At 66.5% G+C, this 6,772-nt stretch carries 8 protein-coding genes; 1 reads left to right on the top strand and 7 read right to left on the bottom strand.

Annotation, left to right across the window (positions count from 1 at the left end):
• A partial coding sequence (locus VMR03_RS16775; RefSeq protein WP_325407244.1) for an ABC transporter substrate-binding protein occupies nt 1-592 on the top strand: 592 nt, incomplete at its 5' end.
• 3 nt (nt 593-595) lie between these two features.
• Here VMR03_RS16775 and VMR03_RS16770 read toward each other — a convergent pair.
• The 7 genes from VMR03_RS16770 to VMR03_RS16740 form a co-directional block, all read right to left on the bottom strand.
• Nucleotides 596-3,238 (bottom strand): MMPL family transporter, encoded by a 2,643-nt coding sequence (locus VMR03_RS16770; RefSeq protein WP_325407242.1) that lies wholly within the window; start codon nt 3,236-3,238, stop codon nt 596-598.
• A 76-nt stretch (nt 3,239-3,314) separates the two neighbouring features.
• Nucleotides 3,315-3,767, bottom strand: a complete 453-nt coding sequence (locus VMR03_RS16765) for a hypothetical protein (protein ID WP_325407240.1) — start codon at nt 3,765-3,767, stop codon at nt 3,315-3,317.
• A 75-nt stretch (nt 3,768-3,842) separates the two neighbouring features.
• Entirely contained in the window at nt 3,843-4,706 is an 864-nt protein-coding gene (locus VMR03_RS16760) for a MaoC/PaaZ C-terminal domain-containing protein (protein ID WP_325407238.1), read from the bottom strand.
• Between the two features lie 150 nt (nt 4,707-4,856).
• On the bottom strand, nt 4,857-5,270 hold the full coding sequence (locus VMR03_RS16755) for a GFA family protein (RefSeq protein ID WP_325407236.1): 414 nt from the start codon (nt 5,268-5,270) through the stop codon (nt 4,857-4,859).
• Nucleotides 5,271-5,384: 114 nt separating this feature from the next.
• Nucleotides 5,385-5,798 carry a GFA family protein gene (locus VMR03_RS16750; RefSeq protein ID WP_325407234.1) on the bottom strand — a complete coding sequence of 138 codons (414 nt, stop codon included), beginning with the start codon at nt 5,796-5,798 and terminating at the stop codon, nt 5,385-5,387.
• A 36-nt stretch (nt 5,799-5,834) separates the two neighbouring features.
• Nucleotides 5,835-6,266, bottom strand: a complete 432-nt coding sequence (locus tag VMR03_RS16745; RefSeq protein WP_325407233.1) for a PaaI family thioesterase — start codon at nt 6,264-6,266, stop codon at nt 5,835-5,837.
• Between the two features lie 32 nt (nt 6,267-6,298).
• On the bottom strand, nt 6,299-6,718 hold the full coding sequence (locus VMR03_RS16740; protein WP_325407231.1) for a PaaI family thioesterase: 420 nt from the start codon (nt 6,716-6,718) through the stop codon (nt 6,299-6,301).
• Nucleotides 6,719-6,772 lie beyond the last annotated feature (54 nt).

Here is a 6,772-nt window from a genome sequence, read left to right as displayed (position 1 = left end):
AGTCGTCATGATCTGTCTCGTATCGCTGCCGTCATGGCCGGCCGTTGCCGCGCCGGCCGATCCGGCGGCAAGCCAGATCGAAACCTTTTACGGCGCTCTGGTCGACACCATGAAGCATGGCGAGGCGCTGGGCTTTTCCGGCCGCTTCGACAAGCTCGCGCCGGTCGTCGACGCGGCATTCGATCTGCCGCTGATGACCGCGTTGAGCGTCGGCCCCGCCTGGTCGACCGTCTCGGATACCGATCGCAAGTCGCTTGTCGCCGCCTTCCGTCGCATGACCGTCGCGAATTACGTCGCCAATTTCAGCACCTATGACGGTCAGAAATTCACGGTCGATCCAGCCGTGGAGACGCGCGGCGCCGACCGCATCGTCAGGAGCCGTCTCGAAAGCAAGGGCCAAACGCCGATCGCCTTCATCTACCGGATGCGCGAAAGCGGCGGTGCCTGGAAGGTCGTCGACATCTTCCTCGACGGATCGGTCAGTCAGATCGCCATGCGCCGTTCGGATTTCGCGGCGACGGTCCGCGCCGGCGGCGCGATGGCGCTGGTGAAGAAGCTGAATGCGCTCGCCGACAAGCTCGTCGCCGGCTGAGCGTTATCCGGCCTTGCGCGCTCTTTCGTCGAGGCCCGCTCTTCCGTCGAGGAACGTGAAGAGTGCTGGCAACACGAAAAGCACGCAGACGAGAATCCACCACAGCGAGATCAGCAGCAGCTTTCCCATGCTGGCGGTGCCGGGATGGCTCGAAAGCCATAAGCTCCCGAAACCCGCCGCCGTCGTCGCGGCGCTGAAGAGAACGGCGCGCGTCAGGGGCTTTTGCAGCAGGCGCCGCGTTCCCGCCCGCCAGGCCATCATGAAATAGATGTCGAAGGCGACGCCCATGCCGAGTAGCAGCGGCAACGCGATGACATTGGCGAAATTGAGCGGCATGCCGATGACGGCGCAGGTCGCGAGCGTGAGCATGCCTGCGAGCAGCAGCGGCAGAAGGGCAAGCGTCACGTCGCGCGCGCGACGGAGCGCAAAGCCGAGGATCGCCGCAATGGCGAGGAAGGACCAGAGGCCGGCTTCGATGAAGGCCCGGAGGATCGTCCGCCCGGATTCCTGCACCGAGATCGGCGTTCCCGTCGCCTCCGGCGCGACCGCGCGCACCGCCCTCGTGAACCGCGACAGCACCTCGTTGTCGTTCGAGTTGCCGCGCGGAGTGACCTGCAGCCGGAAGATGCCGCCGGGCGACACCCAGTCGCGACGGAAATCGGCGGGCAGTGTTTCGAGCGTCACCGGCGCCGCCTGCAATATACCGCGTATCTGCGCCAGCATGGTCTTGAGGCCGGGGATCAGGGCCTCCGTCGCCCGCGCGCGCAAGGCGGGCGTCCCATTGGCGAGCGCGTCGAGATCGCGGGCGAGCCGCAGCGCCTCTTTGCCGGCTTGTGTCATGTCCCCGGTTCCGGCCGCGTGGAGCCGCGCGGCAATGGCGGCAAGGCTTGCCGAGATGTCCGCATCGCTCGGCGTGGGCTTCTCGTCGAAGGGATTGACCGCCGTGTCGAGCAGCATGGAAGCGTCGCCGATCAGCGCGAGCTTTTCCTCCTGATCGTCGGGGACGAAGCTCTTGACCCAGAGCACATGGGAAACCTCGGGCAGCGCTTCGAGGCGCGCCGCGAGCTTTTCCGCTTGCGCCGCGTCGGGCGCGGTCGCGTCGATCGTATTGGGCGATGTCTCGGGCGTCTTGGTGAGGTCGAGCAGCGTCGACACGGATTCGACCTCGGCGCTCCTGAGATCGAGAGGATTGAAATCGAAGCCCACAAGAGGCAGGGCCGCGAGCGAGGCGAGCGCCAGAACCGCCGCCGTTCCCAGCACGCGCCGATAGTGGCTGTGAAGCCAGGTGTCCAAGGGTGCCAGCGCCGTGAAGCCGACCTCCCGCGTTTCTCCTTTCGGGCGCATGAGCGCGAGCAGCGCCGGCAACAGCGTCACGGTGAGCGCGAAGGTGACGATCATGCCGACGCCGGCAATCGCGCCGAGCTCGGCGACGCCGACATAGCTCGTCGGCAAGAAGGAGAGAAAGCCGATGGAGATCGCCGCCGCCGCCAGCGTCAGCGCGCCGCCGATGCCGGATGCGGCCTCGGCGAGCGCCGCGTCGAGCGCGAGGCCTTCATGCCGCTCCGCCCGGTAGCGGACCGAAAGCTGGATGCCGAAATCGACGCCGAGCCCGACGAAGAGCGCGATGAAGGCGACCGAAATCACGTTGAAGGCGCCGAAGGTGAGAAGGCCGAAGGCGGTCGTCGTCGCGAGGCCGACCATGATCGTGACGGCGATCGCAAAGATCAGACGAAGCGACCGCACCGCGAGCCACAGCATCGCCAGGACCGCGATGCCCATGACGCCGGTCATCAGGCCGGCGCGCTCCGCCAGTGTGCCGAACTCCTCGTCGGTGAGCGGCACCGGCCCGGTCAGCCGCACCGTCACGCCGTTTTCGGGCGTGAGGCCGAGCCCCCGGGCCGCCTTCCGCACGGCGTCGGTCGCCTGCCGGCCGGGCGTCAACTGTCCGTAGTCGAGCGTCGGCTCGATCTCGATAAAGCGGCGCAGTCGGCGCGGATCGGGAGTGCCGCCGGTCAGCATGGCCTGCCATGACAGAAATGCGGGCCGTCCCGCCAGCACCTGGTCGAAGCAGTCGGCCAGCGCCGTCATCGGCCCCTCGATCCGCGCGAGGGAAGCCTGTCCGTGTTCGATGCCGGTAAGTACGGTGCCGAGGCTCGCCATCACGCCGCGAAGACTCGGATCGCCTGCGAGCGCCGCGAGAAAAGGTTGCGCGTCGATCAGCTTCTCGGTCGCGCTCTTCACCTCCGCCGTCGGCAGCAGCAGAAGACCGTCATGTTCGAGGAAGGCGCCGGCGTCAGGCCGCCGCACGGAGGGAAAGAGCGCGGGGTCCCGGGCGAGCGCGGAAGCGAGCGAGGCGGCCGCTTCCTCGGCGCGCTCCGGCGTTGCGCCGTCGATCACCGCGAGAATGAGATTGTCGGGGCGCGGGAATTGCGCCTCGAAGCGCGCCTGCTGTTTGCGCCAGCCGACCTCGTCCGAGATGAGATCGGCCGTATTGCTGTTCATCGCGAAATGTCCGGCGGCGAACCAGCCGGCGGCGAGCCCGAGAAGAAGCGCCGAAACCGTGACGGCGATCGCATGACGCACGCAGAAGGCGACGATCCGCCGGATCGACGAGGTGAGGGCCGCCACGTCGCGCCGTTCGTTCATCGCGGGAACCATCCTGCCTTTGTCGGAGTACGTCCGCGACCATAGCGTCGATCCGCATTCGGCGACAGACGCGGCGTCAGGCCTGCCGCGCCGTCTTGAGACCCGCAAGAGCGAGCGCGATCATCGCCACAATCGCGCCGATGATGCCCGCCATGAAGATCAGGAAGTCGAGGCTGTTCCAGTCGAGGCCGGTGAGGCCAGTGCCGCGTCCGCCGGTCAGCGCCGAGATCGTCGAGGCGACGATATTGGTCCAGCCCGCGACGACGAGACCCCAGAAGATCACGCGCGCGGCATTTCTCGTCAGCGTCAGAAGGCTCGCGACCCCGGCGCCCGCCAGCATCAGCAAGCCGTTCAGCACACCCTCGAGATGCGCCATGTGCCAGGCGCGCACCTGTTCGGCCACGGCTGCCGGCGCGTCCGGCGCCAGCGACGCCATCACTGCCGTGCCATAGGGAAAGCCCACGGCGAACCCGGCGAGCAGCACCAGCGCGCCATTGGCGATCAGCAATCCCTGAAGTTTCTTGTCCATTGTCCCCCCCTTTTTATCCTCGGGCTGAGGAGCGCGGGACCGTCAGGTCCCGCGCGTCTCGAAGCCCTCGCGGGCTCACGCCTTCAGCGTGCATTTCCCGTTATTGATGACGGTGACGTCGCGCTCCTTCAGCCTTGCGCGGAACGACGCGATGTTGCCGTCCTTCCAGATGTCGACCAGCACCGTCTCGCCGGGGAAGACGGGCGATGAAAAGCGCACGTCGAAACCGGTGATGAGCGTCGGATCGTAATTGCAGATTTCCGACGAGATGATCGCGCGGCAGGTCGTGCCATAGGTGCAGAGCCCGTGCAGGATCGGCTTCGGAAAGCCCGCCGCCGTCGCGAAAGCGGGATCGGCATGCAGCGGATTACGGTCGCCCGAGAGCCGGTAGAGCAGCGCCTGGTCCGGCCGTGTATCCGCCTCGACGGTGAGGTCGGGTTTCCGGTCGGGAATCTTGTGCGGTTCCGGCGCGCCTTCGCGCGGTCCGCCGAAGCCGCCGTCGCCGCGCGCGAAGATGGTCGATTGCAGCGTGCAAAGCTTGTCGCCGCTGTCGCGGTCCTTGATGACGCTTTCTGTGACGATGATCGCGCCCTTATCGGCGCCCTTGTCCCATGCGCCGAGCACCGAACTGTCGACGCTGATCTTCGCCGCCGAGGGCAGCGGCTTGTGCAGCGTCAGCTTCTGCTCGCCATGCACGACCATCAGGAAATTGATGCCGCCCGCCGCCATCGCACCCCCGCCCGCGCCCCAGGCGATCACGGTCGCCTGCGTCGGCACGGTCTTGAGCCCGCTTTCATAGACGAAGGGCAGTTCCTTCGCGTTCAGCGGGTCGCGCCCGAAGCCGACGCCGAGGGCATAAAGCATCGTCTCGCGGTCGCCATACTGGAATTCCTGGCCGACGGATTTCGAAGCCATGAGTTTATCGTAATCGAGCGCCATGAACGGTCTCCCTGAATTGTTGTTCGCTTTCTTTGGCCTCGCCCTTCGAGACGCGAACCTTCGGTTCGCTCCTCAGGGTGAGGGGTATATTCTGTATTTATCCTCACCTGAGGAGGCGGCGCAGTCGCCGTCTCGAAGGGCGAGGCCCGCTCACCCCGGCATCTTCGGAAATTGCGGCAGCGCGGGATCCATATGCGCCCAGGGTTGCGCCGAGGAGGTGTAGACGATCACGCCCGGCTTCGCCCAGCTCGGATCGTCGAGCGATCCGGCCTTGACCGCCCAGACGGCAGGATTGGATTCGATGTCGCTGAAAAGCGGCGTGCCGCAGGTGTCGCAGAACTGCCGCGTCACGTTTTTCCCCGAGTCGCCTTTGACCGTGTAGCCCTTCGGCTTCCCCTTGGTGATAGCGAGTGCGTTGCGCGCCACCAGCACGACGGCGGCGGGTTCGCCGCCCGACACATACTGGCAGTCGCGGCAATGGCAGAGCGCGACGGCGATCGGCTCGCTCGTCACTTCGTAGCGAACGGCGCCGCAAAGGCAGCCGCCTTGATAGGGTGCGGGCATGGTCTCTCTCCCTGGGCTTTTATTCTGCCGCCAGCCTAGAGCGTTCCGGGTGAAGTGGAAACCTGTTCGCCGCGGGAGCGCGGTGCAGCCCGCCAAGGCCGACCTTGCGTCAGATCACAGAGGCGGATTGCCGTCATATCGCGGCAGGTCCCGCGCTATGGGCGCCCAGGGCTGCGCCTGCGAAACCCAGATGGTCGCGGCGGGCCTGATCCAGCTCGGATCGTCCATCGCGCCCGCGCGCAGCATGACGATATCGGGCGCGACCGACGGTTCGCCGAACACGGGTGTTCCGCATTCGGAGCAGAAACGCCGCGTCGACGGATGCCCGCTGTCGGACATCGTCGTGTGGCCCTTGGGCGCGCCACTCAGTTTGAAGGCCGCCCGCGGCACCATGACGACGACGGACGGTCCGCCGGCCGATTCATACTGGCAGCCGCGGCAATGGCAGAGATAGGCGGCCATCGGCTCGGCGCTCACCTCGTAGCGCACCGCGCCGCATCGGCATCCGCCGCTGAAAGGGATGGGCATGATTGTCTCCCGCTCTGTACCGTCACGAGCGGAAGTCTATCGCTCGCCCAGAATCTTGAACAGGCTCGTTCCGGTCATCACCATCGTCTCGCCGACCGAGAAGGTCGCCGAGACGAAGACGATCGCCCGCGTCTTGTGGTCCATCTTCGCGCGGCAGGTGACGATGTCGCCAAGCCTTGCGTCGCCGAGAAGGCTCGCCTGCAGGCTCAGCGTGACGCAGGGCCTGTCCTCCACGCCGCGCCAGGCGGCTCCGCCCATGAAGGCGTCGGCGAAGGTGAGCATCATGCCCTCATGCGCCGTGCCGTCCTCGCGCACATGACGTGCATCGACGCGGAAGGATGCGATGCGCGTGCCGTCTTCCTCGACCCGCTCGAAGAAAGGGCCGACATGCGCTTCGAAGGGATCGAAGAGTTCGACGGGGGCAAACCCCTCCGGTGCCGGCACTTCGGCGCTGGCCTTCAGGGGCACGCGGCCTCGCAGGCTCTGTCGGCTGCTCTCCGTCATGCGTCGGCGCGCTTCACGGCGTAGACGCCGGTGGCGCTCATCAGGATGCGGCCGCCGACGCGAAGCTCGCCCGAGATAAAGAGCACGCTGCGCGTCGCCCGCGTGATTTCCGCCCGGCCTTCGACGCGATCATCCTTTTCGCCGGCACTGACGAAATCGCAATTGAGCGAGAGGGGGCGTGCATCCGCGCCGGCCTCGCTTTTCTCCGCCGCCGATTTCGCGACCTCGCCCATCACGATCGAGGCCAGCGTCATCATCATGCCGCCGTGAAGCCGGTCGCCGCCATTGAGATGCTGCGCGGCGATATCGAAAAGGAAGACCTCGCCCGTCGCGTCATGTCCGCGAAAGACCGGCCCTGCAAAGCCGCCGAAACCTTTCGTCTGGACGGGCGTAAAGCCCGGCGGAACGTCACTCATGGGGGAAACTCGCTGGCGCTGGAGGAATGGCTGGGTTCCTTTATCTAAAGGGGC

Origin of the sequence: Parvibaculum sp. (assembly GCF_035511255.1) — a bacterium.
Lineage (GTDB): Bacteria > Pseudomonadota > Alphaproteobacteria > Parvibaculales > Parvibaculaceae > Parvibaculum.
This window is presented reverse-complemented; position numbering and strand designations above follow the sequence as displayed.

Bases quoted from the DNA above. Each gene is read 5' to 3' on its own strand.
- VMR03_RS16755 (WP_325407236.1), bottom strand. From the start codon at position 5,270: ATGCCCGCACCCTATCAAGGCGGCTGCCTTTGCGGCGCCGTTCGCTAC.
- VMR03_RS16750 (WP_325407234.1), bottom strand. From the start codon at position 5,798: ATGCCCATCCCTTTCAGCGGCGGATGCCGATGCGGCGCGGTGCGCTAC.
- VMR03_RS16765 (WP_325407240.1), bottom strand. From the start codon at position 3,767: ATGGACAAGAAACTTCAGGGATTGCTGATCGCCAATGGCGCGCTGGTG.
- VMR03_RS16760 (WP_325407238.1), bottom strand. From the start codon at position 4,706: ATGGCGCTCGATTACGATAAACTCATGGCTTCGAAATCCGTCGGCCAG.
- VMR03_RS16740 (WP_325407231.1), bottom strand. From the start codon at position 6,718: ATGAGTGACGTTCCGCCGGGCTTTACGCCCGTCCAGACGAAAGGTTTC.
- VMR03_RS16770 (WP_325407242.1), bottom strand. From the start codon at position 3,238: ATGAACGAACGGCGCGACGTGGCGGCCCTCACCTCGTCGATCCGGCGG.